Annotated in this window: 28 protein-coding genes; 12 read left to right on the top strand and 16 right to left on the bottom strand. The window is 63.4% G+C overall.

Translation table 11 applies throughout. From position 1 onward, the window contains the following. Positions 1–80 precede the first annotated feature (80 nt). The 4 genes from CDO35_RS17530 to CDO35_RS17515 are packed head-to-tail and all read right to left on the bottom strand — an operon-like array spanning position 81 to position 3,721. The gene (locus tag CDO35_RS17530) at positions 81–299 is read right to left on the bottom strand and encodes a hypothetical protein (protein ID WP_099525954.1); all 219 of its coding nucleotides are present in this window, start codon (positions 297–299) and stop codon (positions 81–83) included. Next, positions 296–898 carry a 16S rRNA (guanine(966)-N(2))-methyltransferase RsmD gene (gene rsmD / locus CDO35_RS17525; RefSeq protein ID WP_099525953.1) on the bottom strand — a complete coding sequence of 201 codons (603 nt, stop codon included), beginning with the start codon at positions 896–898 and terminating at the stop codon, positions 296–298. Before rsmD ends, CDO35_RS17530 begins: the two co-directional genes overlap by 4 nt. Beyond that, the gene (locus CDO35_RS17520) at positions 898–2,358 is read right to left on the bottom strand and encodes a M16 family metallopeptidase (protein ID WP_099525952.1); all 1,461 of its coding nucleotides are present in this window, start codon (positions 2,356–2,358) and stop codon (positions 898–900) included. Before CDO35_RS17520 ends, rsmD begins: the two co-directional genes overlap by 1 nt. Beyond that, a complete protein-coding gene (locus CDO35_RS17515) occupies positions 2,348–3,721 on the bottom strand; it encodes a M16 family metallopeptidase (protein ID WP_099525951.1) in 1,374 nt (457 codons plus the stop codon). Before CDO35_RS17515 ends, CDO35_RS17520 begins: the two co-directional genes overlap by 11 nt. Positions 3,722–3,863: 142 nt before the next feature. Here CDO35_RS17515 and ftsY point away from each other — a divergent pair, with 142 nt between their 5' ends. The 5 genes from ftsY (at position 3,864) to CDO35_RS17490 (ending at position 8,548) form a co-directional block, all read left to right on the top strand. After that, positions 3,864–5,195, top strand: a complete 1,332-nt coding sequence (ftsY, locus tag CDO35_RS17510) for a signal recognition particle-docking protein FtsY (protein ID WP_099525950.1) — start codon at positions 3,864–3,866, stop codon at positions 5,193–5,195. Beyond that, complete coding sequence (gene ftsE / locus CDO35_RS17505; protein WP_099525949.1) at positions 5,192–5,860, top strand: cell division ATP-binding protein FtsE; 669 nt, start codon at positions 5,192–5,194, stop codon at positions 5,858–5,860. The genes ftsY and ftsE overlap by 4 nt, the downstream gene beginning before the upstream one ends. Continuing rightward, positions 5,860–6,876: a permease-like cell division protein FtsX gene (ftsX, locus tag CDO35_RS17500; protein ID WP_099525948.1), complete on the top strand. Its 1,017-nt coding sequence runs from the start codon at positions 5,860–5,862 to the stop codon at positions 6,874–6,876. Before ftsE ends, ftsX begins: the two co-directional genes overlap by 1 nt. A gap of 143 nt (positions 6,877–7,019) precedes the next feature. Next, positions 7,020–7,874, top strand: coding sequence for an RNA polymerase sigma factor RpoH (rpoH, locus tag CDO35_RS17495; protein WP_017675856.1), 855 nt, complete (start codon positions 7,020–7,022; stop codon positions 7,872–7,874). A 62-nt stretch (positions 7,875–7,936) separates the two neighbouring features. Then, on the top strand, positions 7,937–8,548 hold the full coding sequence (locus CDO35_RS17490; RefSeq protein WP_099525947.1) for a hypothetical protein: 612 nt from the start codon (positions 7,937–7,939) through the stop codon (positions 8,546–8,548). Between the two features lie 10 nt (positions 8,549–8,558). Here the strand turns inward: CDO35_RS17490 and mtgA are convergent, their stop codons facing one another. Beyond that, on the bottom strand, positions 8,559–9,287 hold the full coding sequence (gene mtgA, locus CDO35_RS17485) for a monofunctional biosynthetic peptidoglycan transglycosylase (protein ID WP_099525946.1): 729 nt from the start codon (positions 9,285–9,287) through the stop codon (positions 8,559–8,561). 173 nt (positions 9,288–9,460) lie between these two features. On the opposite strand from mtgA, the gene CDO35_RS17480 reads away from it, so the two are divergent. The 6 genes from CDO35_RS17480 to CDO35_RS17455 all read left to right on the top strand — a co-directional run bounded on the left by CDO35_RS17480 (position 9,461) and on the right by CDO35_RS17455 (position 14,041). After that, positions 9,461–9,832 carry a DUF423 domain-containing protein gene (locus tag CDO35_RS17480; RefSeq protein ID WP_099525945.1) on the top strand — a complete coding sequence of 124 codons (372 nt, stop codon included), beginning with the start codon at positions 9,461–9,463 and terminating at the stop codon, positions 9,830–9,832. A 102-nt stretch (positions 9,833–9,934) separates the two neighbouring features. After that, positions 9,935–10,135 (top strand): sulfur carrier protein ThiS, encoded by a 201-nt coding sequence (gene thiS, locus CDO35_RS17475; protein ID WP_061240208.1) that lies wholly within the window; start codon positions 9,935–9,937, stop codon positions 10,133–10,135. 18 nt (positions 10,136–10,153) lie between these two features. Then, complete coding sequence (locus tag CDO35_RS17470) at positions 10,154–10,948, top strand: thiazole synthase (protein WP_017363115.1); 795 nt, start codon at positions 10,154–10,156, stop codon at positions 10,946–10,948. An 87-nt stretch (positions 10,949–11,035) separates the two neighbouring features. Further along, positions 11,036–11,752: a tRNA (guanosine(46)-N7)-methyltransferase TrmB gene (gene trmB / locus CDO35_RS17465; RefSeq protein ID WP_099525944.1), complete on the top strand. Its 717-nt coding sequence runs from the start codon at positions 11,036–11,038 to the stop codon at positions 11,750–11,752. Positions 11,753–12,075: 323 nt separating this feature from the next. Next, complete coding sequence (locus CDO35_RS17460; RefSeq protein ID WP_099525943.1) at positions 12,076–13,419, top strand: DUF1329 domain-containing protein; 1,344 nt, start codon at positions 12,076–12,078, stop codon at positions 13,417–13,419. A gap of 73 nt (positions 13,420–13,492) precedes the next feature. Next, positions 13,493–14,041: a P-loop NTPase family protein gene (locus CDO35_RS17455; RefSeq protein WP_099525942.1), complete on the top strand. Its 549-nt coding sequence runs from the start codon at positions 13,493–13,495 to the stop codon at positions 14,039–14,041. 25 nt (positions 14,042–14,066) lie between these two features. Here the strand turns inward: CDO35_RS17455 and CDO35_RS17450 are convergent, their stop codons facing one another. From CDO35_RS17450 to CDO35_RS17400, 11 genes are all read right to left on the bottom strand, one after another. Next, on the bottom strand, positions 14,067–14,390 hold the full coding sequence (locus CDO35_RS17450) for a DUF3392 domain-containing protein (RefSeq protein ID WP_099525941.1): 324 nt from the start codon (positions 14,388–14,390) through the stop codon (positions 14,067–14,069). Between the two features lie 89 nt (positions 14,391–14,479). Continuing rightward, a complete protein-coding gene (gene hemW / locus CDO35_RS17445) occupies positions 14,480–15,640 on the bottom strand; it encodes a radical SAM family heme chaperone HemW (RefSeq protein WP_099525940.1) in 1,161 nt (386 codons plus the stop codon). Continuing rightward, positions 15,637–16,245: an RdgB/HAM1 family non-canonical purine NTP pyrophosphatase gene (gene rdgB / locus CDO35_RS17440; RefSeq protein ID WP_420713166.1), complete on the bottom strand. Its 609-nt coding sequence runs from the start codon at positions 16,243–16,245 to the stop codon at positions 15,637–15,639. The genes hemW and rdgB overlap by 4 nt, the downstream gene beginning before the upstream one ends. Next, positions 16,238–16,654: a DUF4426 domain-containing protein gene (locus CDO35_RS17435; RefSeq protein WP_099525939.1), complete on the bottom strand. Its 417-nt coding sequence runs from the start codon at positions 16,652–16,654 to the stop codon at positions 16,238–16,240. The genes rdgB and CDO35_RS17435 overlap by 8 nt, the downstream gene beginning before the upstream one ends. Positions 16,655–16,668: 14 nt before the next feature. Beyond that, on the bottom strand, positions 16,669–17,289 hold the full coding sequence (gene metW, locus CDO35_RS17430) for a methionine biosynthesis protein MetW (RefSeq protein WP_099525938.1): 621 nt from the start codon (positions 17,287–17,289) through the stop codon (positions 16,669–16,671). 2 nt (positions 17,290–17,291) lie between these two features. Next, complete coding sequence (metX, locus tag CDO35_RS17425; RefSeq protein ID WP_099525937.1) at positions 17,292–18,431, bottom strand: homoserine O-succinyltransferase MetX; 1,140 nt, start codon at positions 18,429–18,431, stop codon at positions 17,292–17,294. Between the two features lie 85 nt (positions 18,432–18,516). Further along, positions 18,517–20,493 (bottom strand): dynamin-like GTPase family protein, encoded by a 1,977-nt coding sequence (locus CDO35_RS17420; protein ID WP_099525936.1) that lies wholly within the window; start codon positions 20,491–20,493, stop codon positions 18,517–18,519. A gap of 181 nt (positions 20,494–20,674) precedes the next feature. Further along, positions 20,675–20,968, bottom strand: a complete 294-nt coding sequence (locus tag CDO35_RS17415) for a DUF167 domain-containing protein (RefSeq protein WP_099525935.1) — start codon at positions 20,966–20,968, stop codon at positions 20,675–20,677. After that, a complete protein-coding gene (locus CDO35_RS17410; protein WP_099525934.1) occupies positions 20,969–21,562 on the bottom strand; it encodes a YggT family protein in 594 nt (197 codons plus the stop codon). A gap of 11 nt (positions 21,563–21,573) precedes the next feature. Further along, positions 21,574–22,392: a pyrroline-5-carboxylate reductase gene (proC, locus tag CDO35_RS17405; RefSeq protein ID WP_099525933.1), complete on the bottom strand. Its 819-nt coding sequence runs from the start codon at positions 22,390–22,392 to the stop codon at positions 21,574–21,576. Positions 22,393–22,409: 17 nt separating this feature from the next. Continuing rightward, positions 22,410–23,102, bottom strand: coding sequence for a YggS family pyridoxal phosphate-dependent enzyme (locus CDO35_RS17400; RefSeq protein WP_099525932.1), 693 nt, complete (start codon positions 23,100–23,102; stop codon positions 22,410–22,412). A 75-nt stretch (positions 23,103–23,177) separates the two neighbouring features. Here CDO35_RS17400 and pilT point away from each other — a divergent pair, with 75 nt between their 5' ends. Continuing rightward, on the top strand, positions 23,178–24,212 hold the full coding sequence (gene pilT, locus CDO35_RS17395; protein WP_003463935.1) for a type IV pilus twitching motility protein PilT: 1,035 nt from the start codon (positions 23,178–23,180) through the stop codon (positions 24,210–24,212). Positions 24,213–24,291 lie beyond the last annotated feature (79 nt).

Raw genomic sequence — 24,291 nt, 5'->3', positions numbered from 1 at the left:
TCTGCGCGTCAGGAAACGTTGGTCAGGCCAACTCATTGGGATTGTGCTCGCCGCCACAGGCTCGCCGCAATGCCGGCATCTTAGCGGCGCCGTTTACGCATCATCCGCCAGGCACACCAGATCAATACCAGCAGTGCGACGATGCGCTGACTGGTAAGCCCGATGGTGATACCGGCATTGGGATTGTGTGGTATCGCGCGTTGCAGGTTGAGCGCAATTTCCTGCTGGCTGAGCAACACCGGCAGTGCCAGCATGATAAGCAGCAGGTAGGGCAGGTGGGTGTAGATGAAGTCCTTCATCCACGCTGCCACAGCGCGTAATGCACCTGGCCGGTGTGCTTCTCGCGATGCAGGCGCCAGTTGCCGGGCAGACCCAGCGTTGAGGGCGCGGTTTCGCTTTCGGTGTAGATCCAGGCGTCGTCGGCCAGCCAGTTCTGAGCTTCCAGCAGCTTGCAGGTGTCCTGCAGTAGATCCTTGTGGAACGGCGGGTCGAGCAGGACGATATCGAAGCGCTGCGGCGCCGGACGAGCCAGTAGTTGCAGGGCGTCGCCCAGCTGAATCTCGCCAGTGCTGCATTGCAGCGTCGCCAAGTGCCCGCGCAGTGCGCTCACCGAAGCCGGGTTGAGGTCGCAGGCCAGACCACTGGCCGCCCCGCGCGACAGGGCTTCGAGTAGCAGCGCGCCACTGCCGGCGAAGGGGTCGAGCACGTGGGCGCCTTCGACATAAGGCGCCAGCCAGTTGAACAGCGTCTCGCGTACCCGGTCCGGCGTTGGGCGCAGGCCGGGGCCGTCAGGGAAGGCGAAGCGCCGCGAACGCCACTCGCCGCCGATGATACGCAGTTGGCCCTGCCCGCCGTGGGTTTTGCCCGCGGCGGGTTTCTGCGGTGCACGACCACGCATCAGTGCGGCACCGTGCTGGGCTGCTCGGTCGGGCGGTCGGTGGGCGGCGGCAGCTCCTTCTGCGCGACTGTCGGACCAGCGCTAACCACCACCAGTGCCTCGGGGTCGAGGTGCTTGGCCATCGCAGCCTTGACCTGCTCGGTGGTCAGGTTTTGCACGTCACGCATGAAGTCGTCCAGGTAGCTCAGCGGCAGGTCGTAGAAACCCATCGAGGCCAGTTGGCCGACGATGGCGGCATTGCTCGCGGTGGACAGCGGGAAGCTGCCGGCCAGTTCGCGCTTGGCATCATCCAGCTCTTGCTGGGTCGGACCATCACGCAGATAGTCGCCCAGCAGTTGCTTGACCAGCGTCAGGGTACCTTCGCTGAGTTCGGCGCGGGTCTGCAGGTTGATCATGAATGGGCCGCGCGCCTGCATGGCACTGAAGCCAGAGTAGACGCCGTAGGTCAGGCCGCGTTTCTCGCGCACTTCACTCATCAACCGCGTGCCGAACCCGCCGCCGCCGAAGATCTGGTTGCCCAGGTACAGCGCCGCGTAGTCCGGATCACGGCGGTCGATGCCAAGCTGGGCGATCAGCAGATGGGTCTGGTTGGACGGATACTCGATATGGCTGGTGCTCGCCTTGGGCGTTTGCGGCTGGGCAATCTTCGCCAGTGCCGGGCCTTTCGGCAGGGCTGCGGAAACGCGGTTGGCGATGGCCTCGGCCTCGGCGCGCGACAGGTCGCCGACTAGCGCGATCACCGCATTGCCGGCGCTGTAGGCACGAGCATGGAAAGCCTGCAGTTGCTGACGGCTGATCGCCGGAATCGATTGCGCGGTGCCGTCGCTCGGGTGAGCGTACGGGTGCTGGCCGTAAAGGCGCTCGAACAGCTCGAGGCTGGCCAGCTTGCCTGGGTTCTGCTTCTGGAACTCGAAACCGGCGAGCAGCTGGTTCTTGATTCGCGCCAGCGAGTCGGCCGGGAAGGTGGGCTTGCCCAGCACCTCGGCGAACAACGCCAGAGCCGGCTCGCGCTGCTCCCGGGCGCTCAGGCTGCGCAGGCTAGCCACCGCCATATCGCGATAGGCGCCGTTGCCGAATTCGGCGCCGAGACCTTCGAAGCCAGCGGCGATGGCACCGACGTCCTTGCCTGGCACGCCCTCGTTGAGCATGGCGTTGGTCAAGGTGGCCAGGCCTGGCACGCCGCCGTCCTGGCTGCTGCCGGCAGCGAAGGTCAGGCGCAGGTCGAACATCGGCAACTCATGGGCTTCGACGAACAACACTTTGGCACCCTGCGCGGTGTTCCAGGTCTGGATATCCAGGGTGCGGCGGGTCGGTGCCTTGCCGTCGAGCGCGGCCAGCGACTGCAGCTTGGCGGCATCGCCCGTCGGGGCCTTGTCAGAGAGGTTGGCGCAGGCGCCCAGTAGCAGTGCGCTGGACAGTACCAGGCCGAGCAGGCCCAGGCGGCGGTGCTCAGTCTTCATGGCGGGACTCCTCATGACGGGATGCTTCAGGCAGAACGTGGGCGACGCTCAAGCGGTCGCGGACGAAGAAGGTGCGGGCAGCCTGCTGGATATCGGCTGGGGTGACGGCCTGCAGTTCGTTCAGTTCCTGGTCGATCAGTTGCCAGGACAGACCAACGGTTTCCAGTTGGCCGATGCTGGTGGCCTGGCTGGTGATCGAGTCGCGCTCGTAGACCAGACCAGCGATGACCTGAGCGCGTACGCGGGCCAGTTCGGCTGCGGACGGCGGGGCTTTTTTAAGTTCTTCCAGTTCGCGCCACAGGCCGGCTTCGGCCTGCTCCAGGGTCTTGCCCTTCTGCACGTTGGGCGTGGCCGAGAGGATGAACAGGCTGTCGCCGCGGGTGAAGGCGTTGTACCAGGCGCTGGCGCCTGAGACGAGTTCCTCGCCGCGCTCCAGGCGGGTGGACAGACGCGCGCTGTAGCCGCCGTCGAGCAAGGCAGCGGCCAGGCGCAGGGCGTAGACCTGGCGTGGCGTTTCGGCGGTGGCCAGGCCTGGCACGTTGAAGCCCATGATCAGGTTCGGCAGCTGGGTCTTGAGATACAGCGTGGTGCGTCGCTCGCCCGGCGCAGCCAGTTCCAGCGGCAGCTTGGCGGTCGGCACTTCACCGCGCGCAATGCCGCCGAAGTAGCGCTGAACCTGGGCTTTCACCTCATCCACGCTGACGTCACCGACCACCACCAGGGTGGCGTTGTTCGGCGCGTACCACTTCTGGTGCCAGGCGCGCAGTTCGTCGATGTGCATGCGATCGAGGTCGGCCATCCAGCCGATGGTCGGGATGCTGTAGCCGCTGGCCGGATAAGCCATGGCCTTGAAGCGTTCGTAGGCCAGCGAGGACGGGCGGTCGTCAGTGCGCAGGCGACGCTCCTCCTTGATTACCTCGATTTCCTTGCTGAACTCGTCGGCCGGCAGCGTCAGGCTGGCCAGGCGATCGGCTTCCAGCTCCAGGGCCACGCCCAGGCGGTCACTGGCCAGCACCTGGTAGTAGGCGGTGTAGTCATCGCTGGTAAAGGCATTCTCCTCGGCGCCCAGTTCACGCAGGATGCGCGAGGCCTCGCCGGGACCGAACTTGCCGCTGCCCTTGAACATCATGTGTTCCAGTGCGTGGGACAGGCCGGTGGAACCGGGCGTCTCGTAGCTGGAGCCGACCTTGTACCAGATCTGCGAAACCACCACGGGGGCGCGATGATCCTCGCGGACGATGACCTTGAGGCCATTGTCCAGTTTGAATTCGTGGGTGGGTTGAGCGGGAGAAGCGAGGGCCGCGAGTGGCACGCATAGTGCGCCAAACAGCAGGCCGAGGGAACGGCGGGCAATGGCATTCATCGAAAGTCAGACCTGTCGGATAGCCTGGGCGGTCGTACCGCCGACGGGCGAAGAGGTGCTAGGATACCCCATCCTTTTCCGGGGCGGCGCGGCAAGGCTTTGCAGCCTGTTAGCGTCCGCTCCCCTGAGATGCAAGCGACCCATGTTTGGTTCCAATGACGACAAGAAGTCGCCGGCCGAGGCTGGCGCGCAGACCCCGCCTGTGACCGAAGAAAAGAAATCCCTGTTCAGTTGGTGGCGCAAGAAGCCCGCAGAGAACGCAGCCGAGCCGACTCAGCCCGCGCCCGTCGAGCAGCCCGAGTCTGCTCGACCACCTGCCGAGCCGTCGACACCTGAGCGCGCGCCCGAAGCCTTGCCGGCACTCGAGCCCGAAGTGGCTGAGGCCGCGCCTGCTCCAGTGCCACAGGCTGAGCGGCTGGTTGCCGAACCCTCGGTCGCCCCGCCTGTGGTCATTGAGCCGCCGCTCGTGCCTGAGCCTGTTGCCGAAGCCTTGCCCGAGGTTGTTGCGCCCGCTCCCGTAGCCGCGCCAGCCACTCAGGAAAAGCCGAGTTTCTTCGCCCGCCTCAAGCAAGGCCTGTCCAAGACCAGCGCCAGCCTCGGCGAGGGCATGGCCAGCCTGTTCCTTGGCAAGAAGGCTATCGACGATGACCTGCTGGATGATCTGGAAACCCGCCTGCTGACCGCCGACGTCGGCGTCGAGGCGACCACCGCGATCATTGGCAACCTGACCAAACGCGTGGCGCGCAAGGAACTGGCCGACAGCGGCGCGCTGTACAAGGCGCTGCAGGAAGAGCTGGTGACTCTGCTCAAGCCGGTCGAGCAGTCGCTGGTCATCGACACTGCCAAACAGCCTTACGTGATTCTCGTCGTGGGCGTGAACGGCGTAGGCAAGACCACCACCATCGGCAAGCTGGCCAAGAAGCTGCAACTCGAAGGCAAGAAGGTCATGCTCGCTGCGGGCGATACCTTCCGCGCTGCTGCGGTGGAGCAGCTGCAGGTCTGGGGTGAGCGCAACAACATCGCGGTGATCGCCCAGCACACTGGCGCCGACTCGGCCTCGGTGATCTTCGATGCGGTGCAGGCGGCCAAGTCGCGCGGCATCGACGTGCTGATCGCTGACACCGCCGGGCGCCTGCACACCAAAGACAACCTGATGGAAGAGCTGAAGAAGGTGCGTCGGGTGATAGGTAAGCTGGATGACACCGCACCGCACGAAGTGCTGCTGGTGCTCGACGCCGGCACCGGCCAGAACGCCATCAACCAGGCCAAGCAATTCAACCAGACCGTGAACCTCACCGGCCTGGCGCTGACCAAACTCGACGGCACCGCCAAGGGCGGCGTCATCTTCGCCCTGGCCAAGCAGTTCGGCCTGCCGATTCGCTACATCGGCGTGGGCGAAGGCATCGATGACCTGCGGCCGTTCGAGGCGCAGGCTTTCGTTCAGGCACTCTTCGAGGAGCGCGAGCGGGCATGATCCGATTCGAGCAGGTCGCCAAGCGTTACCCCAATGGCCATGTCGGGCTGCACGAGCTGAGTTTCCGCGTTCGCCCCGGCGAATTCCTCTTTGTCACCGGTCACTCCGGTGCCGGCAAGAGCACGCTGCTGCGTCTGCTGCTGGCGATGGAACGGCCCACCAGCGGCAAGTTGCTGCTGGCCGGGCAGGACCTGTCGACCATCACCAACGCGCAGATTCCGTTCCTGCGCCGACAGATCGGCGTGGTATTCCAGAATCACCAGCTGCTGTTCGATCGCACTGTCTACGACAACGTCGCTCTGCCGCTGCAGATTCTCGGTCTGTCCAAGCCAGAGATAGCCAAGCGCGTCGGTGCGGCGCTGGAGCGTGTCAGCCTCAGCGACAAGGCCGCGCAGGCGCCGGGGGATCTGTCCACCGGTCAGCAGCAGCGCGTTGGCATCGCCCGCGCCATCGTCCACCGGCCAGCCCTACTGCTGGCGGACGAGCCTACCGGTAACCTTGACCCGCGCCTGGCTGCCGAGATCATGGGCGTGTTCGAAGACATCAACCAGTTGGGCACCACGGTACTGATCGCCAGCCACGACCTGGCGCTGATCGCACGTATGCGCCAACGCATGCTCACCCTGCAACGTGGTCGCCTGATCGGTGATGGGGAGGCAGCCTGATGAGCGCATCGAAGATGCCCACACCGCAGCCGGCCGAACGCGTCGGCGCGGCGCCGCGCAACAAGGTGGTCGATGGCCCGGCGGATGAGCCGGATTTTCGCACTCTGCTCAACGCCTGGCTGGAAAGCCACCGCGCCAGCCTGGTCGACAGCCTGCGCCGCCTGGCGCGCCAGCCCATCGGCAGCTTCTTCACCTGCCTGGTGATGGCCGTGGCGCTGAGCCTGCCCATGGGCCTGTCGCTGCTGCTGGATAACGTCGAGAAGCTCGGCGGCTCCTGGCAGCGTGCGGCGCAGATTTCCCTGTTCCTCGATATGTCCGCCGGTGAGCGCGACGGCCAGGCGCTGCGCGAGCAGATCGCAGCGATGGATGACGTCTCCGACGCCGAATGGATCAGCCGCGAGCAGGCGCTGGAAGAGTTCCAGCAGCTGTCCGGTCTGGGTCAGGCGTTGAAGGAGTTGCCGGAGAATCCGCTGCCGGGCGTGGTTTTGGTCACGCCGAAGGAAGTCGACAAGGCCAAGCTTGAGGCCCTGCGCCAGCGCCTGGCGGAGCTGCCCAAGGTAGAGCAGGCGCAGCTCGATCTGGTCTGGGTCGAACGCCTGACCGCGATCCTCAAGCTGGGTGACCGCTTCGTCTTTGGCCTGAGCCTGCTTCTGATCCTGGCGCTGCTGCTGGTGATCGGCAACACCATCCGCCTGCACATCGAGAACCGTCGTGCCGAAATCGAAGTGATCAAGCTGGTAGGTGGAACCGATGGCTACGTGCGACGTCCCTTCCTTTATATGGGCGCGTTGTATGGTTTCGGCGCTGGTATCTTCGCCTGGCTGCTGCTGGCCTTCGGGCTGGATTGGCTGAACGATGCGGTAGTACGTTTGGCTGGCCTTTACGGTAGCGATTTCGCGCTGGGTGGCGTACCTTCTTCCGACGGTTTTTCGCTGCTGCTCGGCGCCGTGCTGTTGGGCTATATTGGCGCCTGGCTGGCAGTGGCGCGTCATCTGAACGAACTTGCGCCCCGTTAGGGCGCTGTTCGGCAAGGCTGAACGCAAGCTGACAACTTATTGTTTTGGTTGATATTGACTATCTGGGCAGGAACTTATCCACAGGACCTGCATCAGATAGCGCAGTGCTACACTGCACGAGTTTCGTGAATCGGAGGATTCGAATGTCCACTTCCTTGCAACCTGTTCATGCTCTGGTTCCAGGCGCCAACCTGGAAGCATACGTGCATGCCGTCAACAGCATCCCGCTGCTGACACCCGAGCAGGAGCGTGAACTGGCCGAAAATCTCTTTTACCAGCAGGATCTCGAGGCAGCCCGCCAGATGGTGTTGGCCCACCTGCGTTTCGTGGTGCATATCGCACGCAGCTACTCCGGTTACGGTCTGGCTCAGGCCGACCTGATCCAGGAAGGCAACGTCGGCCTGATGAAGGCGGTCAAGCGCTTCAACCCGGAAATGGGCGTACGCCTGGTGTCTTTCGCTGTGCACTGGATTCGCGCGGAAATCCACGAGTTCATTCTGAAGAACTGGCGCATCGTTAAAGTGGCCACCACCAAGGCCCAGCGCAAACTGTTCTTCAACCTGCGCAGCCAGAAGAAGCGTCTGGCTTGGCTGAACAACGATGAAGTGACCGCCGTGGCCGCCAGCCTCGGCGTCGAGCCGCACGAAGTGCGCGAGATGGAAAGTCGCCTGACCGGCCAGGACATGGCCTTCGATCCGGCAGCCGATGCCGACGACGACAGCGCCTTCCAGTCACCAGCGCATTATCTGGAAGACCATCGCTACGACCCAGCCCGCCAGCTTGAAGATGCCGACTGGAGCGACAGTTCCAGCAGCAACCTGCACGAAGCGCTGGAAAGTCTGGACGAGCGCAGTCGCGACATTCTCTACCAGCGCTGGCTGGCCGAGGAAAAGGCGACGCTGCACGACCTGGCCGCCAAGTACAATGTGTCGGCCGAGCGGATTCGCCAGCTCGAGAAGAATGCGATGAACAAGCTCAAGGGCTGTATCGCCGCTTGAGTCTGCTGTTACCCCGAAAAGCCGCACCCTGGTGCGGCTTTTTTCTGTCTGGAGCAATTGCCTTGAACAAAGCCCCACTGAAAGCGCAGCACTGGCTGATATTCGCGCTCGTCGCCGTGTTGTTCTTCGCCTGGGGCGCCTGGCTGATGCGCAGTACCGAGGTTGAACCGGTGGAAGGTCTGCAGCAGTGGCGCGACGCACTGTTACAGCCGCTGGCTGAGGACGCACTGACGCTGCGTGATGTGCAGGCGTTAGCGCCGGGCGAGCTGTGGCTGGAGCCGCGCCTTGACGGCGCGCGGCTTGTCTATCGTGCGCCACTCGAAGGGGAGGAGGGCAAGTGGTCGCTCGAGGCCGAGCTGAGGTTGAGCCGTGAGCAGCGCGACAGTCTGATGACGGCGCAAGGCCTCAAGGCCGGTGATAGCGAGCAGGTCCTTGGTCAATCACTGGTCGATCAGATGGCCGGTTTTTCCATCGCCAGCCTCAATCTGAATGCCCCCCAAGCCCTGGCCAGCGAGCGCCTGGCTGCCAGTCTCGGGCAGCCGCGTCTGACCTTGGAATTGGTCGACGGTCAGGCTTGGGTCTATCCGCAATGGGGCTTGACCGTGCACCTGCGCGGCGATGAGGTCGCGCTGCTGCATGCGGTGCCGCGCCAGGCTTTTCGCGCGACCCGCTAGCTAGCCTCGCTTACAGCCAGCGTGGCCACCAGTCTGGGCGCGCTGCCTTGAGCTGATTGAGGTAGTGGCTGCCACCCAGCTGATTCATCTGCTGGCGAATCCAGGCGGCGCGTCGCACCACGTAGCCATTCGGGCGACCAGCGCTCCAGCGCAGTGGATTGGGTAGCACCGCTGCCAGCTGGCTGGCCTGCTGGCGATTGAGATAAGGCGCGCCGACACCGAAATGGTGTTGTGCCGCGGCTTCGGCGCCAAAGATGCCATCGCCCCACTCGACGCTATTGAGGTACACCTCAAGGATGCGCTCTTTCGACCAGAGCACTTCGATCAGTGCGGTGAACCAGGCTTCCAGCCCTTTGCGCAGCCAACTGCGTCCGGACCAGAGAAACAGGTTCTTCGCCACCTGCTGGCTGAGGGTGCTGGCGCCTCTTAGTGAGCCGCCGCTCTGGTTATGTGCCAGCGCCGCCTGAATCGCGCCGACATCGAACCCCCAGTGTTCGGCGAATTTCTGGTCTTCAGCGGCGATCACCGCCATCTTCAGGTGATCCGGGAGTTCTTTCCAGGGGCGCCACTGGCGCTTCAGCTCGATGGGCTGTTCGCTGCCCCAGGATTCGATCTTGCGCTCGATCATCAGCGCCGTACCGGGCGGCGGCACCCAGCGCAGAGCAAGCACCAGCAGTACGCTGGCCAGGATCAGCCAGAGCAGCAGTTTCAGCAGGCGGCGGGTCAGGGCTCGGAGCATGGGGTCTCGCAATGATCGGATGTGGCGCTATTAAAACAAAAAATCGCCTGGAGCGATTTTTGACGTCGCTTTGCGACGGCCCGAAGGGTTGACGCAGGTGTGACAATAACGAGCAGTTCGCCTGTCGGCACAGGAGTTAAACTGCACACTGCCCGTTCCATTCAGGAGTTTCCATGGCCCGTCTCTGGCTACTGTTGTCCGCATTCGCCGGTTTCACCGGTGTCGCTCTGGGCGCGTTCGCGGCCCATGGTCTGAAGCACAGGCTGACTCCCGAGTATCTGGCGGTGTTCCAGACCGGCACGCATTACCAGCTGATTCACGCGTTGGCCCTGTTCGGCGTCGGCCTGCTGGCGATGCATGCGCCCGGACGGTTGGTGAACCTGGCTGGCGGCGCCTTCGCGCTGGGTATCCTGCTGTTCTCCGGCAGTCTCTATCTGCTGACCCTCAGCGGCATTGGCAAGCTCGGTATCATCACGCCTTTCGGTGGCGTCGCCTTCCTCGTTGGTTGGCTGTGCCTGGGCCTGAGCGCCTGGAAGCTGACCTGACCCTGGCGTCAGAAATGAGGACGAATGGCGCCTTTTAGCCTTGGTCGTGGCCAGTTAACGGGCTAGAATGCCGGCCCTCTTTCCAGTTGTGACCGAGTCGTCATGCGTATCCAGTTGAATGGTGAACCCTTCGAACTGCCGGATAACCAGAGCGTCGCCGACCTGTTGGTTCGCCTCGATCTGACCGGGCGCCGTGTGGCGGTCGAGCTCAATCAGGACATCGTTCCACGCAGCCAGCACGACAGCACCCAGCTCGCCGAAGGCGACCAGGTGGAAGTGGTGCACGCCATCGGCGGCGGTTGACCCCTCGAGGAGTATTCCATGAGCCAAGTTCGCAGCGACAAGCCCTTCACTCTGGCCGGTCGTACGTTCCAGTCGCGCCTGCTGGTCGGTACCGGCAAGTACAAGGATATGGACGAGACCCGCGACGCCATCGCCGCTTCCGGCGCCGAGATCGTCACCGTGGCGGTGCGCCGCACCAACATCGGCCAGAATCCCGGTGAGCCGAACCTGCTCGACGTGATCAGCCCGGACAAGTACACCATCCTGCCCAATACCGCCGGCTGCTATGACGCGGTCGAGGCCGTGCGCACCTGCCGCCTGGCCCGCGAGCTGCTCGATGGTCACAACCTGGTCAAGCTGGAAGTGCTGGCCGACCAGAAAACCCTGTTCCCCAACGTCATCGAGACAATCAAGGCCGCCGAAGTACTGGTCAAGGATGGCTTCGACGTGATGGTGTACACCAGCGACGATCCGATCATCGCGCGCCAACTGGCCGAGATCGGCTGCATCGCGGTGATGCCGCTGGCCGGCTTGATCGGCTCCGGCCTGGGCATCTGCAACCCGTACAACCTGCGCATCATCCTCGAGGAATCGAAGGTGCCGGTGCTGGTCGACGCCGGCGTGGGCACTGCCTCCGACGCTACCATCGCCATGGAGCTGGGCTGCGAGGCGGTGCTGATGAACAGCGCCATCGCCGAAGCGCAGAATCCGGTGCTGATGGCGCGTGCCATGCAGCATGCCGTCGAGGCCGGTCGCCTGGCCTACCTGGCCGGCCGTATGCCGAAGAAACTCTATGCCAGTGCGTCGTCGCCGCTGACTGGCCTGATCAACTAAGGATAACGATTGGCTGCGCGTCGACCCTGCTGCGTTGCAAGCAGGGCTTCAGACCGCAGAGTCGTAAACACTCTACAAGAGTCCAGCATGACCGATACCCAACAGCCCGAACTGACCGAAGACGGTCGCCAGCGCCGTACCATCAAGAGCTTCGTGATGCGTGCCGGGCGCATGACCGAAGGTCAGCAGCGTGGCATCGACAAGGGCTGGCCGCTGTTCGGCCTTGAGCTGGAAGACGGCCTACGCGATTTCGACCAGGTGTTCGGTCGCAGCGCACCGCGCACCTTCGAGATCGGCTTCGGCATGGGCCACTCCACCCTGGAGATGGCTGCTGCTGCGCCTGAGCAGGATTTCATCGGTGTCGAGGTACACAAACCCGGCGTGGGTGCGCTGCTCAACGGTGCGATGACGCAAAATCTCAGCAACCTGCGGGTCTACAGCTGCGATGCGCTGGAGGTGCTGCGGGACTGCGTGGCCGACGCCAGCCTCGATCGCGTGCTGCTGTTCTTCCCCGACCCCTGGCACAAGTCACGTCACCACAAGCGCCGTATCGTCCAGCCTGCTTTCGCTGAGCTGGTGCGCAGCAAACTGAAGGTCGGCGGCGTGTTGCACATGGCCACCGACTGGGAGAACTATGCTGAGCACATGCTTGAAGTGATGAACGCTGCGCCGGGCTACCGCAACCTGGCGGCCGATGGCACTTACGTGCCGCGCCCAGAAGAGCGCCCGGTGACCAAGTTCGAACGTCGTGGCGAGCGCCTTGGCCACGGTGTATGGGATCTCAAGTTTCAGCGTCAGGAGTGATTGCCGAGCGATCCCGTCCGTAGGGATCGCCCGTATATAGAACCGGCAGGATGCACCACTAGATCGGGATAACCCGACGGCCAGGACGGCGCCTCACCTCAGAACCTGCTCACGATCTGCTGCGCGTCGGCGCTACTGCGTTAAAAACAAGCTCGGAATGCTCATGTACAAAAGTACACTCCGCTTCCTCGCTTGTTTTTGCCTTGTATCGCTCTAGCTCGCGAGACCGTGAGCAGGCTCTCAGAACACAACAACGATAAGTGCGCCTGCAAGGTGCGCGGACAATAGCGGCATCGCTTCCATGGCGCCGCGAGGAGAGCATTGTGTTGAGATCGGTTTCCCTTCTTCTGCTGACTGCCCTGGCGTTTCAGGCCCAGGCCAAGGTTGATGCCAGTCAGGCTGCGCGTCTGGGTCAGGACCTGACACCACTGGGTGGCGAGCGCGCCGGTAATGCCAGTGGCACCATCCCTGCCTGGACGGGCGGTCTGGCTACGCCGCCGGCCAACTACCAGCCGGGCATGCATCACCCGGACCCCTATGCTGACGACAAACTGCTGTTCCGAGTCGACAGCCAGAACCTGGCGCAGTATGAACAACAGTTGCCGATCGGCCTCAAGACCCTGCTGCAGCAGAACCCCAGCTTCTATCTGCGCGTATTCCCGACCCGCCGCAGTGCGGCCGCGCCACAACGCATCTATGATGCCTCCCGCTTCAATGCGCTGAATGCCGAGCTGATTTCTGGTGGCAACGGTGTGCAGGGGGCGGCCGCTGGTGTGCCATTCCCGCTGCCGCAGAATGGCCAGGAGGCGATCTGGAACCACGTCATGCGTTACCGCGGCGACCAGATCAGCATGGCCACCAACCAGGCGGCGGTGCTCGCCAACGGTAGCTACAACCTGCTCAAGCTCGAGCGCGACATCTACTTCCTCTATGGCCGCGAAGGTGTTGCCCCACAGGATCTGGACAACACCCTGTTCTATTACAAGTACAAGGTCGTGGCTCCAGCCAAGTTGGCCGGCTCGGCGCTGGTGGTGCAGGAAACCCTCGATCAGGTGCTGGCGATTCGCAAGGCCTGGCGCTTCAACCGTGGCGAGCGCCGTGTGCGCCGCCTGCCGATGCTTGCCTACGACACCCTGCAACCCGACACCAATGGCATGGCCACTGCCGACCAGGTGGACTCCTACAATGGCGCACCGGATCGCTACGAATGGCAGCTGCTAGGCAAGCGCGAGATGCTGGTGCCCTACAACAGCTACGCCGTGCACCAGAAGGGCATTCCCTACGCCGACATCCTGCAGGCCAAGCACATCAATCCGGAATTGCTGCGTTACGAGTTGCACCGCGTCTGGGTGGTGGAGGCGGACCTGCGCACCGGCTTCAGTCATCCCTATGGCAAGCGTCGTTTCTATCTCGACGAGGACAGCTGGCAGATCCTCGCGGTCGATCTGTATGACCGTAATGGCAACCTGATCGGCCTGCAGGAAGCTCACCCGATCAGCTACTACGATGTGCCGATGTTCGGCTCGACCCTGGAGACCATCTACGACCTCAAGGGCGGCCGCTACTTCGCCGACGGCCTGGATAACAACGAGAAGATGTACGACTTCAACGCCCGTCTAAGCCCGCGCGACTTCACCCCGCAGGCGCTGCGCCGCGAAGGCAACTGACAGGGCTGCGGTCGTTCACGAAGCCGCCTTTGGGCGGCTTCTGTATTTTTGCGCATCTGATCAGGGAGGATGCATGAGCATCAGATTGCATATATTCGGCGCATCCGGCTCCGGTACCACCACGCTGGGCAATGCCCTGTCCAATAGCTGCGGCTGGCTGCACCTCGATACCGACGACTTCTACTGGTTACCCAGCGAGCCGCCGTACCTGCACAAGCGTCCACCACCACAACGGGTGGAGTTGATCCGCGAGTGCGCCGCGCAGGCGTCGAGCTGGGTGTTGAGTGGCTCGCTATGCAGTTGGGGCGAGGCATTGATCCCGTCGTTCAGTCATGCACTGTTCCTGCATCTGGACGATGACGAGCGCATGCACCGGCTACGTCAGCGCGAGGCGCAGCGCTACGGCGAACGAATTGAACCGGGCGGCGATATGCACGCCCAGAGTCTGGCCTTTCTCGACTGGGCGGCCGGCTACGAGCAGGGCGACCGGCACACGCGCAGCCGACTCATGCACGAGACCTGGATCGAGCAGCACCTGACGTGTCCGTTGCTGCGCCTGGATTCGACGCATGCCACCCCTGCGCAATTGGTTGGGCAGGTGATGGTGTGGCTGCAAGGTTGATGGGGCAGCCTGTGCGCTGCGCCCGCTAATTGCGGTCGGCGAGTATGCCGATGACCGCGAAGATCAGAATCAGCACTGGCGCCAGCGTGTAGTTGTTGAAGTGCGCCAGGCCCTTGGCCAGCCAGGGCGTGAGGAAGACGATGGCCAGGCCGTAGCCGACCGCGCAGAACACCACGAACAGCAGGGTGCGCAGGACGAAATTGAGGTTACCGATGGTGCGTTGAACCCAGGCGTTGATGGCAGGGCCGAACAGCACCAGCAGAGTAGCCATGATGGCCAGGGAAATATCGCTGAGGTGGCTGCGGCTCCAGCGCGAGAGGGTGACGATCAGGTCCAGTAGCAGATCCATGCGGGCTCCTTCAGTGCAGCGCGACGTGAGCAATGGCCGCGCGAATCAGGCGCGCTAGCCTACCGGATTCATGCCGCTCTGTGGGTGAACTACGCCAGGAACTGCTGCAGCAGATCGTTGAGGAACAGTTGCCCCTTGGTGGTGGCTACCAGGCGGGCTGGATCGGCCTGCAGCAGCCCCTGGCGTTCGGCTTCACGACGTGCCTGTTCGAGTTGCTGCAACGGCAGGCCGGTGCGTTGGCTGAATAGTTCGGCCGGTGCGCCTTCGGTCAAACGCAACACGTTCATCAGATACTCGAACGGAAGTTCGCCGGCTTCGAGTACGCGCTCCCCGGCCTGGAATACCTTGGCCGGGTCGAGGTAGTCCTTGGGTAGGCGGGTTTTCCAGGTGCGCTGGATGCGCCCAGCAGGTGTGCTTAGCTTGGCGTGGGCGCCAGCGCCGATGCCGAGGAAATCACCGAAGGTCCAGTAATTGAGGTTGTGTCGCGCCTGCTTGCCAGGCCTGGCGTAGGCGGACACTTCGTACTGCGCGTAGCCTTCGGCTGCGAGCAGGGCCTGGCCGGCTTCCTGGATATCCCACAGCAGATCATCCTCGGGAAGCGTTGGCGGCTGGCTCCAGAACACCGTGTTCGGCTCCATGGTCAACTGGTACCAGGACAGGTGCGTCGGGCCCTGGCTGATGGCGGTGCGCAGGTCGAACAGGGCATCCTCGATGCTCTGCTCGGGCAGGCCGTGCATCAGGTCGAGGTTGAAGTTGTCGAAGCCGGCGGCGCGGGCCATGTTGGCAGCGCGGATGGCTTCGCCGCCATCGTGGATGCGCCCCAGTGCCTTGAGCTTGGCTTCCTGGAAACTCTGCACGCCGATAGACAGGCGATTGATACCCAGCGCCCGGTAGCCCTTGAACTTGGCCTGCTCGAAGGTGCCAGGGTTGGCCTCCAGGGTGATCTCGATATCCGGCGCAAAGCCGACACGTTGCTGTACGCCTTCCAGCAAACGGCCCAGGGCGCGGTCGGAGAACAGGCTGGGCGTGCCGCCGCCGAAGAAGATCGAGGTCAGCAGTCGGCCATGGACGTGCTGCAGGTCGATATCGAGGTCGGCCAGCAGCGCGTCGACGTACTCTTCTTCAGGCAGCGTCGGCCCGGCGGCGTGGGAGTTGAAGTCGCAGTAGGGGCATTTGCGCACGCACCACGGGATGTGGATGTAGAGCGCCAGGGGCGGGAGCAGGAAACTCCCGCCAGCGGTCTCGCTCATGCAAGCCCCAGGCGCTGCTTGAGCAGGGCCATGGCGCGGGCGCGGTGGCTGAGGCGGTTCTTCTGCTCGGACGGCATCTCGGCGCTGGAACATTCGCTATCCGGCACCCAGAACAGCGGGTCGTAGCCGAAGCCGTGCTCGCCACGGGCTTCGTGCAGGATGCTGCCGTGCCACAGGCCTTCGCAGAGGATTGGCAAAGGGTCGTCGGCGTGGCGTACCAGCGCCAGGGCGCAGACGAACTGCGCGCCGCGCTCGGCATCCGGCACGTCTTTCAGGGCGGCGAGCAACTTGGCGTTGTTCGCCGCATCGCCCTGGCCATCGGCATAGCGTGCCGAGTAGATGCCGGGGGCGCCGCCGAGGAAGTCCACCGCCAGGCCCGAGTCGTCGGCCAGTGCCGGCAAGCCGGAGATGCGCGCGGCGTTGCGTGCCTTGAGGATGGCATTCTCGACGAACGACAGGCCGGTTTCTTCCGGCTCGACCTGGCTGAATTCGCCGATCGAACGCACGCGCACGGCGTCGCCGAGCATGGCCTGCAACTCCTTGAGCTTGCCGGCGTTATGGCTGGCCAGTACCAGCTCCTTGAAACCACTCACTGGCTTAGTCATCCGGGAACATTTCCTGGTTGAAGGTGATGCGATGTGCGTCATCACCCTGGCGTACGTTCAGGGTGAAGCTGAGCATTTCGCGGGTCTTGAATGGGAACTGCGCCAGGTAATAGATGGCCTCGCCTTCGGTGACCTGGCGGAACGTTAGCGCGGTGCTCTTACCCAGCAGGTCCTTCACCTCGCCCCCGACCACGGCGGTGCTGGGCTTGCCGGCTTTGAGCACGGCAATGTTGATCACACCCTGGGTCTTGCTGCGTACCAGGCCGGCGGCGCTGGCGATATCCGGCTGGATGAAGCTGGAGTTGAACACGCTGTAGTGCACGTCGAGATCGCCGAAGCTCTGCTTGCGCTCGGCGGCGGCCGGCAGGGCCAGGCACAGGGCGATCAGGAAGGGGATGATGCGGCGCATGTTGTTCTCCTAGTTCAGACCGCGACGCGGTGAGCGGACAGATCCGCGCCACTGATGCGGTAGATGCCGATCTCGCCCAGCAGGTTGGGCCAGATGCGGCTGGCGATGCCGTGGCGATGGTCACGGTCCACCGCCAGGCGTTCTTCCACACGGGCACCTTGGGCGTGGCAGAGACGCTCGAAGTCCTCGAAGGTGCAGAAGTGGATGTTCGGGGTGTTGTACCAGGTATAGGGCAGGAAGTCCGACACCGGCATGCGACCTTTTGTCGTCAGGTACCAGCGGCAGCGCCAGTGGCCGAAATTGGGGAAGGTGATGATGCAGGTCTTGCCGACGCGCAACATCTCGGCCAGCACCTTGTCCGGGTAGTGCAGCGCCTGCAGCGACTGGGTCATGACCACTACATCGAAGCTGTTGCTGGCGAAGTTGCCCAGGCCCAGGTCGAGGTTCTGCTCGATGACGTTGACGCCGCGCTCGATGCACAGGGCGATCTTGTCCGGGTCGATTTCCAGGCCGTAGCCGGCCACCTGCTTGTTGTCGCGCAGCCAGGCCAGTAACTCGCCGTCGCCGCAGCCCAGGTCGAGCACACGGCTGCCCGGGGCGATCCATTCCTGGATGATGTCCAGATCCGCACGCATGCTCATACCTCGATTCGCTTCATGTAGCTGCCGAACGCCTGCAGGTAACGCGGGATCGGCATGAGGAAGGCGTCGTGGCCCTGCGGTGCGTCGATCTCCAGATAGCAGACGTTCTTCTTCGCCGCCGTCAGCGCGTCCACGATTTCCCGCGAGCGCACGGGTGAGAAGCGCCAGTCGGTGGTGAAGGACATCACGCAGAAGTCCGCCTTGGCCACGGCCAGGGTCTTGGCCAGGTCGCCGTCATGCGCGGCGGCCGGGTCGAAGTAGTCCAGCGCCTTGGTCATCAGCAGGTAGGTGTTGGCATCGAAGCGGCCGGAGAACTCCTCGCCCTGGTAGCGCAGGTAGCTTTCCACCTGAAACTCGACGCTGTGGAAGTCGTAGTTGAGCTTTTCGCTCTTCAGACCACGGCCGAATTTCTCGCCCATGGCGTCGTCGGACAGGTAGGTAATGTGCCCGACCATGCGCGCCAGCATCAGGCCGCGTTTGGGGATCACGCCCTGTTCCTGGAAGTGTCCGCCGTGGAATTCCGGGTCGGTGAGAATCGCCTGGCGCGCCACTTCGTTGAAGGCGATGTTCTGCGCCGACAGTTTGGGCGCCGAGGCGATGGCCAGGCAGTGACGCACGCGCTCGGGGTAGCTGATGGTCCACTGCATGGCCTGCATGCCGCCGAGACTGCCGCCGATCACCGCCGCCCATTGCTCGATGCCTAGCACATCGGCCAGGCGCGCCTGGCTATGCACCCAGTCTTCGACCGTCATCACCGGGAAATCGGCGCCATAGGGTTTGCCAGTGGCCGGGTTGGTGCTACTCGGGCCGGTGGAGCCGTTGCAGCCGCCGAGGTTGTTGAGGCTGACGACGAAGAACTTGTTGGTGTCGATCGGCTTGCCGGGGCCGATGCAGCTGTCCCACCAACCGGGTTTACGATCATCCGGGCTGTGATAGCCGGCGGCGTGATGGTGGCCGGACAGGGCATGGCAGATCAGTACCGCATTGCTGCGCGCGGCGTTCAGTTCGCCATAGGTTTCGACGACCAGTTCGTACTCGGCCAGGCTGCGCCCGCAGGCCAACGCCAGGGGCTCGCTGAAGCGAAATACCTGGGGGCTGACCAGGCCGACGGAATCTTCGGGAAATGCAGTGGGCATGGAGGCGCTGCTAAGGAATCGGAGGAGGGCGCCAGTCTAAAGAGCACCGACCCGAGCGGCAAGCGAGCTGGGCGCCCGCTCCCCTCTACAGGCTTTGGGGGCGTGCTGCCATCGGCAGGCTGACCACCTTGCCCTGACGCTGCACCGGTGCCGGTCGGCGCAGTACGCGCAGCATGTCGCTGGCCTGCGCCAGTTGCTGTTCCAGCTCTTCCTGGTAACGCGCCAGTTGCAGGCTGCGTTTGCGTGTTTGCTGAGTTTCCTGAGCCAGGGCCTTGAGGCGCAGCATGTGGCTTTCCAGCATCTGCTTGTGTTCCAGGGTGTGTTGCATCAGCGGCATCAGTGCGTCGGCGGCCCACTGTTCGGCGTCCAGGCGCAGGCGCTGGTGCAGGCCGATCACCTCCTGGGCCAGGGTGGCGAAGAAGCGCCGGGTCAGGCTGCGCTGCTCGGTGAGCAGGGTCTTCAGATGCAGGCGGAACTGGTCACCCTTTTCCTGCAGCTTCTTCAGCTCACGCAGGTAACGCTGAATCTTGAACTGCGGCGCGTCGACGCCGCCTAGCGGGCTTTCTTCGTTATGGCGGCGATAGATGGCGGCGACCATCTTGTTGGCCATCTCGGCTTCGTGCTGCAGGTTGTGCAAATCCTGCTCGACGGCGCGAAAGAAATGCAGGATGCCCTGGTTGATACCCAGGGTGGTCCAGCTGCCGGTCAAGGTACGCCGCACTTCGCTCAGGTGTTCTTCCAGGCGTTCGACGCGTGCTGCGTGACGCAGCAACTGTCCCTGGCGTTGCAGCAGACGCTGGTTGGTCTTCAGGCCAAGCAGGCGCTTGTGGTGCAGGCTGTGGTCTTCCTTGGTCTTGGCGGTCAGTTCGAACAGCAGTTGGCCGTTGTCCTGCTGATGGTTGCCGAGCAGGGCCAGCTGTTCGCTGACCTTCTCCAGGCGCAGGCTGAGCACGTGTTGACTGTTGTTGAGCAGCGCCAGCACCTGGCGTACCACGCTATCTTCGATCAGGCGCTCCTTCTGCGCGACGATACGCTCGCACAGCAGGGTCTCCAGATTGGCCATCTGGCTGCGGGCCAGCAGTGCCTCGTCCTTGCGCACCTTGGCCAGCAGCGCCTGCTTGGCCGACAGCGGCAGTACGTCCTGCTTGGCGATGCCCAGCTGTTTGGCGGTGGCGCTCTGGATCTGGCCGATGGCGTTCTGCACGAAAGTCTCGCCTGCCAGGTCGTCCCATAGCACGTCGATCTTGTTCAGTACGGCAAACAGGCTGGTCTGGGTGTCTTCGTCGAGCTGACGAATGTGCTGTTGCCAGATGTGCATATCGCTGGCGGTGACGCCGGTATCGGCGGACAGCAGGAAGATGATCGCCTGGGCATTGGGCAGCATCGACAGGGTCAGCTCGGGTTCACTGCCCAGAGCGTTGAGGCCGGGGGTGTCGAGAATGCGCAGACCCTGGCGCAGCAACGGGTGATCGAAGTTGACCATCGCATGGCGCCAGGCGGGCACCAGCACCTGGCCGCGTTTACCGGTGCCTTCGAGCATGTCCGGGTGGAAGCCGAGCTGGATCGCCTGTTCCACCGGCATGGGTTTGGTCTTGGCCACCTGACTGAAGGCCAGCGCCATGTTGGCCGGGTCGCTGATGTCCAGCGGGATGTTCACCCAGTGCCGGGGAATACGCTTGAACTGCGCGACGCTGGCCGAGGCCGTGCGGGTCTCGATGGGCAGCAGGCGAATGTAGGGGCGTTCCGAACGCGGATCGAAGAACAGCTCGGTGGGGCACATGGTGGTGCGCCCGGCATGCGAGGGCAGCATGCGCTGGCCATATTCGGAAAAGAACAGACTGTTGATCAGCTCGGTCTTTCCGCGCGAGAACTCGCCGACGAAGGCGAGGGTGATGTGATCGGTACGCAGGATTTTCAACGCACGTTCGAGCTTGGCCTGAACCGCCTCGGAGTTGAGCCGGTTGTGCTCCAGCCAGCTGCGATAACGCGTGATCTCGCGCATCAGCTCGCGTTTCCAGGCGACGTAAGCGTCAACCTGCTGGCTGAGACGTTCCATGCTCATCCTGGCTCTCCTCTCGGCAAGTTCATCCACTTGCTGGGGCTACGTGACTGTTCAGTTGGGGTTGCCGCCAGGAAGCACGGCATTGGCGAGAATAGCTTGCATTATGCGAGCTACAAGGCGGTCGTCAATTGGCCGCTTCTACAGTCCCGCCTTATGGTCGGGTGCGGCGGCTGAGCGGTCGTCAGGTGCGCTGCAGCCCAGGAATCGGCGGCAGGCTTCGCGGGGCGCGGATACGCAGGCGTTTATGCCGATTGAGTTCACCGCTTTCCAGGCTCACCTGGCTCTTGGCGACGCCGAAGGCCTTGGCCAGGAAGGCCTGCAGGTGGGCGTTGGCTTTGCCGTCTACCGGCGGGGCGGTGAGGCGGATTTTCAGCCGCTCACCCTGTAGCCCGGCGAACTCGTCCTTGCTCGCCTTGGGCTGCAGATGGCAGTCGAGGATCAGGTCCTCGCCATCCCAGCGAAAGTAGCTTGTCACTCAGAGGAAGGGGCTGAGCATCGGCGGCAGACCAGTAGAGGCCGCCAGCCCGCCAATCACGAAGCGATCGATCAGGTTGATGGTGATGAAGGCGAAAATCGGCGAGATATCCAGGCCGCCGAGGTTCGGCAGCAGCTTGCGGAACGGCGCCAGCAGCGGCTCGCAGATCTGGTTCACCAACTGTGCGCCCGGGTTGTAGCTGCCCGGTGCGACCCAGGAAAGGATCACGCTGATGATCAGGGCGAAGAAGAACACCTTGAGGAACAGCGAGGTCACGCCAATCATCGACCACACCAGCAACTGCAGGATGAAACCGCCGACGTTGTAGCCCATCAGGGTCAGGGTTACGACCATCAGCAACAACTGCACCAGAATCGCCAGGATCAGCGAGGCCAGGTCCAGCCCGGCGAAGCCCGGAATGATCCGGCGCAGTGGAGTTACCAGCGGCTGCGTGGCCTTGACGATGAACTGGCTCAGCGGGTTGTAGAAGTCTGCACGTACCAGTTGCAGGATGAAACGCAGCAGGACGATCAGCAGATACAGGCTGCCGAGGGTCTGAATGATGTAGATCAGGGCTTCGATGAGTCCGGACATGTGTGCTTCCTTTATTGACCCAGTTGTTCGGCCAGTTCGGCCGAGCGATTGGCGGCGGCATTCAGTGCCTGTTGTACCAGCGCTTCGAAGCCGCCGGCCTGGAAGGTTTTGATTGCCGCTTCGGTGGTTCCGTTCGGTGAGGTAACACGGCGACGCAATTCGGCCGCGTCGACATCGCTTTCACTGGCCATGCGCGCAGCGCCCAGTGCGGTCTGGATGCTCAGACGCGCAGCGGTCTCACGCGGCAGGCCGAGTTTCTCGCCAGCTTCGGTCATCGCCTCGATCAGCAGGAAAAAATAGGCAGGGCCGCTGCCAGAGACGGCAGTCACTGCATCGAGCTGCGCTTCGTCGTCCAGCCACAGGGCCAGGCCGACGGCGCTCAGCACCTGCTCGGCCTGGGTTTTCTGCGCGGCGTTGACGCGCGGGTTGGCGAACAGGCCGGAAACACCCTGGCGCAGCAGCGCCGGCGTATTGGGCATGCAGCGCACTACCGGGCGCTGGCCAAGCCAGTTCTCTAGGCTGGCGCAGCTGATGCCGGCGGCGATGGAAATGATCACCTGATTCGGCGCTAGGTGGGCGGCCAGGTCCAGGCACACTGTCTTCATGACCTGAGGCTTGACCGCCAGCACGATCAGGTCCGCGCCTTTGATCGCTTCAGCGTTATCGGAAAAGGTGGCGATGCCGTGTTCCTGCTGCAGACGAGTACGTTGTTCGCTACCAGGTTCGCTGGCGCGGATGGCGCTGGCTGCCACGCCCTGGGCACGCAGGCCACCAATCAGGCTAGCGGCCATGTTGCCGGCGCCGACGAAGGCGATGGTCGGGTTGCTCATTGCAGAAAATCCTTCATTCAGTGAGTGGGCTGGCCGTAATCGCGGGCACCGAACAGGGCGGTACCGATGCGCACCCAGGTGGCGCCTTCGGCGATGGCGGCCTCCAGGTCATGGCTCATGCCCATGGACAGGGTATCGAGATCGAGCGCCAGGTCATCACGTAGCTGACGCAGGCGGGCGAAGGCGGCATGTTGCGCGGCGCCATCGTCGGTAGGTTCGGGAATCGCCATCAGTCCACGCAGGTGCAGGTTGGGCAGGGCGACGACGGCCTTGGCCAGTTCTGGCAGCGCTTCTGGGCTGCAGCCGGATTTGCTGTCCTCAGCGCTGACATTGACCTGCAGGCAGATATTCAGCGGCGGCAGGTGCGCGGGGCGCTGCTCGGAGAGACGTTGGGCGATTTTCAGGCGATCCACGGAATGTACCCAGTCGAAATGCTCGGCGATGGGCCGGGTCTTGTTCGACTGAATGGGGCCGATGAAGTGCCAGATCAAGGGCAGGTCACTCAGTTCGGCCTGTTTTTCCACGGCTTCCTGCAGGTAGTTTTCGCCAAAATCGCGCAAACCAGCCGCATGCGCTTCACGAATGGCCGCTGCCGGTTTGGTCTTGCTCACTGCGAGCAGGCCGATATCCGCCAAATTACGCTGCGAGGCTTGCGCCGCCTCACGGATGCGCGCTCCGACCTTTGCAATATTCTCTGCTATCGTGGACATTACCTGCGCTCTATAAAGCCTGACCCCTAGAGGGTTTGCGGCATTCTACCTGCTTGCTTGTAATTGGGGAGTCCCATGGATATCACTGAGCTGCTCGCCTTCAGCGCCAAGCAAGGCGCGTCGGATTTGCACCTCTCGGCGGGTCTGCCGCCGATGATCCGCGTCGACGGCGATGTGCGCCGCATCAACCTGCCGCCGCTGGATCACAAGCAGGTACACGCGCTGATCTACGACATCATGAATGACAAGCAGCGCAAAGACTTCGAAGAGTTCCTCGAGACCGACTTCTCCTTCGAAGTACCGGGCGTGGCGCGTTTCCGGGTCAACGCCTTCAACCAGAACCGTGGCGCCGGTGCGGTGTTCCGTACCATTCCGTCCAAGGTGCTGACCATGGAAGACCTGGGCATGGGCGAGGTGTTTCGCAAGATCACCGACGTGCCGCGCGGCCTGGTGCTGGTCACCGGCCCCACCGGCTCGGGCAAGTCGACCACCCTGGCGGCGATGCTCGACTACCTCAACAGCAACAAGTACCACCACATTCTCACTATCGAAGACCCGATCGAATTCGTCCACGAGTCGAAGAAGTGCCTGGTCAACCAGCGCGAGGTGCACCGCGACACCCACGGCTTCTCCGAAGCCCTGCGCTCGGCCCTGCGGGAAGACCCGGATATCATCCTGGTGGGCGAGATGCGCGACCTGGAAACCATCCGCCTGGCGCTGACCGCCGCGGAAACCGGTCACCTGGTGTTCGGCACCCTGCACACCACCTCCGCTGCCAAGACCATCGACCGGGTGGTCGATGTGTTCCCGGCCGAGGAGAAGTCGATGGTGCGTTCGATGCTCTCCGAGTCGCTGCAGGCGGTGATCTCGCAAACCCTGCTGAAGAAGATCGGCGGCGGTCGTGTTGCTGCTCACGAAATCATGATCGGTACGCCGGCCATCCGTAACCTGATCCGTGAGGACAAGGTCGCGCAGATGTATTCGGCGATCCAGACCGGCGGCGCGCTGGGCATGCAGACCCTCGATGCCTGCCTGAAGACGTTGGTGTCCAAGGGACTGGTCAGCCGCGACAGTGCGCGCGAGAAGGCCAAGAGCCCGGAAAACTTCTAGGAACTGGTGTGGGAGCGAGCGTTGCTCGCGAAGCTTTTGCGTCACCCTGTTCGCGGGCACAGCTCGCTCCCATGATTCG

Source organism: Pseudomonas sediminis, assembly GCF_002741105.1.
GTDB classification, from domain to species: domain Bacteria; phylum Pseudomonadota; class Gammaproteobacteria; order Pseudomonadales; family Pseudomonadaceae; genus Aquipseudomonas; species Aquipseudomonas sediminis.
Note: the sequence above shows the minus strand (reverse complement) of the source record. Positions and strands in the feature narration are given on the sequence as shown.

Coding starts and splice junctions, on each gene's coding strand:
- CDO35_RS17455 (WP_099525942.1), top strand. CDS start 13,493: ATGAGCATCAGATTGCATATATTCGGCGCATCCGGCTCCGGTACCACC.
- rdgB (WP_420713166.1), bottom strand. CDS start 16,245: ATGACTAAGCCAGTGAGTGGTTTCAAGGAGCTGGTACTGGCCAGCCAT.
- CDO35_RS17470 (WP_017363115.1), top strand. CDS start 10,154: ATGAGCCAAGTTCGCAGCGACAAGCCCTTCACTCTGGCCGGTCGTACG.
- pilT (WP_003463935.1), top strand. CDS start 23,178: ATGGATATCACTGAGCTGCTCGCCTTCAGCGCCAAGCAAGGCGCGTCG.
- CDO35_RS17410 (WP_099525934.1), bottom strand. CDS start 21,562: ATGTCCGGACTCATCGAAGCCCTGATCTACATCATTCAGACCCTCGGC.
- proC (WP_099525933.1), bottom strand. CDS start 22,392: ATGAGCAACCCGACCATCGCCTTCGTCGGCGCCGGCAACATGGCCGCT.
- hemW (WP_099525940.1), bottom strand. CDS start 15,640: ATGAGCGAGACCGCTGGCGGGAGTTTCCTGCTCCCGCCCCTGGCGCTC.
- CDO35_RS17450 (WP_099525941.1), bottom strand. CDS start 14,390: ATGGATCTGCTACTGGACCTGATCGTCACCCTCTCGCGCTGGAGCCGC.
- rpoH (WP_017675856.1), top strand. CDS start 7,020: ATGTCCACTTCCTTGCAACCTGTTCATGCTCTGGTTCCAGGCGCCAAC.
- CDO35_RS17480 (WP_099525945.1), top strand. CDS start 9,461: ATGGCCCGTCTCTGGCTACTGTTGTCCGCATTCGCCGGTTTCACCGGT.
- CDO35_RS17515 (WP_099525951.1), bottom strand. CDS start 3,721: ATGAATGCCATTGCCCGCCGTTCCCTCGGCCTGCTGTTTGGCGCACTA.
- CDO35_RS17435 (WP_099525939.1), bottom strand. CDS start 16,654: ATGCGCCGCATCATCCCCTTCCTGATCGCCCTGTGCCTGGCCCTGCCG.
- ftsY (WP_099525950.1), top strand. CDS start 3,864: ATGTTTGGTTCCAATGACGACAAGAAGTCGCCGGCCGAGGCTGGCGCG.
- trmB (WP_099525944.1), top strand. CDS start 11,036: ATGACCGATACCCAACAGCCCGAACTGACCGAAGACGGTCGCCAGCGC.
- CDO35_RS17520 (WP_099525952.1), bottom strand. CDS start 2,358: ATGAAGACTGAGCACCGCCGCCTGGGCCTGCTCGGCCTGGTACTGTCC.
- CDO35_RS17400 (WP_099525932.1), bottom strand. CDS start 23,102: ATGTCCACGATAGCAGAGAATATTGCAAAGGTCGGAGCGCGCATCCGT.
- rsmD (WP_099525953.1), bottom strand. CDS start 898: ATGCGTGGTCGTGCACCGCAGAAACCCGCCGCGGGCAAAACCCACGGC.
- thiS (WP_061240208.1), top strand. CDS start 9,935: ATGCGTATCCAGTTGAATGGTGAACCCTTCGAACTGCCGGATAACCAG.
- mtgA (WP_099525946.1), bottom strand. CDS start 9,287: ATGCTCCGAGCCCTGACCCGCCGCCTGCTGAAACTGCTGCTCTGGCTG.
- metW (WP_099525938.1), bottom strand. CDS start 17,289: ATGCGTGCGGATCTGGACATCATCCAGGAATGGATCGCCCCGGGCAGC.
- ftsX (WP_099525948.1), top strand. CDS start 5,860: ATGAGCGCATCGAAGATGCCCACACCGCAGCCGGCCGAACGCGTCGGC.
- ftsE (WP_099525949.1), top strand. CDS start 5,192: ATGATCCGATTCGAGCAGGTCGCCAAGCGTTACCCCAATGGCCATGTC.
- CDO35_RS17530 (WP_099525954.1), bottom strand. CDS start 299: ATGAAGGACTTCATCTACACCCACCTGCCCTACCTGCTGCTTATCATG.
- metX (WP_099525937.1), bottom strand. CDS start 18,431: ATGCCCACTGCATTTCCCGAAGATTCCGTCGGCCTGGTCAGCCCCCAG.
- CDO35_RS17420 (WP_099525936.1), bottom strand. CDS start 20,493: ATGAGCATGGAACGTCTCAGCCAGCAGGTTGACGCTTACGTCGCCTGG.